The 2,528-nt window shown below is 58.3% G+C and carries 2 protein-coding genes and 1 pseudogene; all 3 read left to right on the top strand.

Features of this window, described 5'->3' with window-relative positions; genetic code table 11:
• A pseudogene (locus Q0072_RS15930) lies at positions 1–254 on the top strand (aldo/keto reductase); the annotation flags it as partial.
• A gap of 67 nt (positions 255–321) precedes the next feature.
• The gene (gene grxD / locus Q0072_RS15925; protein ID WP_298332100.1) at positions 322–663 is read left to right on the top strand and encodes a Grx4 family monothiol glutaredoxin; all 342 of its coding nucleotides are present in this window, start codon (positions 322–324) and stop codon (positions 661–663) included.
• A gap of 127 nt (positions 664–790) precedes the next feature.
• Positions 791–2,407 (top strand): hypothetical protein, encoded by a 1,617-nt coding sequence (locus Q0072_RS15920; RefSeq protein ID WP_298332092.1) that lies wholly within the window; start codon positions 791–793, stop codon positions 2,405–2,407.
• Positions 2,408–2,528: the final 121 nt, after the last annotated feature.

Below are 2,528 nucleotides of genomic sequence, written 5' to 3'. Positions count from 1 at the left end.
TGGCCGGACGCGGCACCTACGCCTTCCTGCATCAGACACCCGACTGGACCGCCGAAGAACTGTGCCTGTCCTACGCCCTGACCCAGCCCAATCTTTCGACCCTGTTCGCCACAGCGGATGATCCCGAACATCTGGAAGCGCTGGCGGCGGTCGTTGAACGCGCCATGCCGACCTCGGTGCCGGCGCAGATCGAGATGGCCCGCTTTTCGGCTCAGGCCGATACCTTGGCGAACGCGCGCAAGAAACAGGCCTGATCCACTGGATTTTATGGCGCTCTGTGCCTATATCCGTCCCATAAATCCTTTTTCCGGAGTGCCAGCCGTGAGCGCCGATCTCAATACCGAAGTGCATCAGTTCATTGATGGCACCATCAAAAACAACCCCGTCGTCCTGTTCATGAAGGGCACGCCGGATCAGCCGCGCTGTGGCTTCTCTTCGCTGGTGGTGCAGGTACTGGACCATCTGGGCGTTGAGTTCGCCGGCGTCGATGTGTTGCAGGACAATGATCTGCGCGAAGGCATCAAGGCCTATTCCGACTGGCCGACCATCCCGCAACTCTATGTCAAGGAAGAGTTCATCGGCGGCGCCGACATCGTGCGCGAGCTGTTCCAGAACGGCGAACTGAAGACGCTTCTGGCCGAAAAAGGCGTGCTGGAGGCCTGATTTTCGCCGTCTCTTTCATACGCCTGACACACGCCCTACCCAATTTGGGTCAGGGCGTTTTTGTTGACTTGTCAGCGCGCGGGCAGCGGGTATTTTAAGACCGGTTTTGCCACGCAGGGGGGATGGGATGCGAAAGACAGCGATTATTGGCCTGAGTCTCTGCCTGAGCCTCGGCCTGTCTCTTATGGCCAGCCTGTCGCATGCCGCTGACAAATGGATTGTCGCGCAGAGCCCGAATTTCACCGTCTATTCCAACGTCAACGCCAAGGCCACCGAGGCCTATGTGCGCAATCTGGAAAAGTTTCGCTACATTATCGGGGCCTTTTATGGCCTTTCGGGGCCGGATGCTGAGCCGCAGCCACGGATGAGGATGTATTTTCTGTCCAGCCGCTCTGACCTGAAACAGGTCTGGCCCAGGATGGACTCCGATGTCGCCGGTTTCGTGCGTATCTGTGCCGCTGGTATTACCGGGTTTTCGACCTATGAAGGCGATACTATCGCTTCGGCCTCAAAGGTCCAGAACCTGGCCGAAAACACCAGCCAACATTTCTTCTTCCATGAATATACGCACATATTCATGTTTCAGAATTCTCAGATCTTCTATCCGCGCTGGTTTGTCGAAGGGTTCGCCGAATATTACGGCACGACGAAGATTCTGAATGATGAGGCGGTGGTCGGCATGGCCCTGTCCTGGCGTATACGCGAACTGAACTCACCCGGCGCCCTATCCTATGAAGAGATACTCCGCGATGCACCCTCCACGCGGCGGCCACGCACGAACTTCTATGCCCAGTCGTGGCTGCTGACCCACTGGATCCTGAGTGACCCGGCACGGCGCGAGGCCTTCCGTCACTATCTTGAGCGCCGCAGCAAGGGGGAGGACGCCGTGGTCGCTTTTGAAGCGGCTTTCAGTGTGCCGGTCAAATCGCTGTCGTCGGTCCTGTGGAGCTATATGAATTCGCTGAAGGCGACGGTTTATCGCATCCGGGATATGCCGGACCCAAAAATCAGTTTGTCGCCCATGCCGGTCAGTGCCGACAAGCTGGCGCTGTGGGATGCCGCGTCTATGACCTGCATACCCCGCGACTACAGGACAGCGTTGCTGGAGAAAGTCCAGAAGGAGGCCGCCAGATATCCGGACGATGCCTATGCGCAGGGCGTGCTGGCGCGCGCCGAAATCCAGCACGGCGATGAACAAAAGGGGCTTGCCTACTATCAGACCTACACAGCGGCCCACCCCGATGACGCCGAAGGCTTCTACCGTCTGGGTCAGACCTGGTATCTGATGAGCGTTCACAAGCTTTTTCAACCGGGAGAAACCTTCGACTCTCAGATGCGCAAGGCGCGCGAGGCGTTTCGTAAGGCCTATGCCCTTGACCCGATGAACGCCTCCAATCTCAACTACCTGGCGCGCGCGGCGAAGATGGGGCCGGACTATCCGGACGACAACACGGTGAATGCCGCCTATCAGGCCCATATTCTGGCCCCGGCGGTGCGCGACTACGCCCTTTTTGCGGCGCAGTTGCTGATCAGGCGCGACCGCTTAGGCGAAGCAGCGGATGTGTTGCGTCCGCTGGCCAATGACCCACATGGCAGCGCGGCGGCCGAACGGCTGGGTGGCATTGTCGCGGCGATTGATGCCGGGAAATCAAAGGCTGAGGTTCTGGACATGCTGAAGGCCCCTGCCGCGAAGCCCAACGCAACCGACGATGATGAAGACGGCAAGAAAGACGGCAATACATAACAAAAAAGCCCCGGAAGGCGAACCTTCCGGGGTTTTTGTTTTCACCGTCGCGGCTTCGACTATTACGAGGAGTAATATTCGACGATCAGGTTCGGCTCCATCTTGACCGGATACGGAACTT

Source organism: Asticcacaulis sp. (assembly GCF_027484505.1).
Taxonomy (GTDB): Bacteria; Pseudomonadota; Alphaproteobacteria; order Caulobacterales; family Caulobacteraceae; genus Asticcacaulis.
Note: the sequence above shows the minus strand (reverse complement) of the source record. Positions and strands in the feature narration are given on the sequence as shown.

What these genes read in the sequence shown, in the direction of transcription:
- Q0072_RS15920 (WP_298332092.1), top strand. Translation starts at nt 791, where the DNA reads ATGCGAAAGACAGCGATTATTGGCCTGAGTCTCTGCCTGAGCCTCGGC.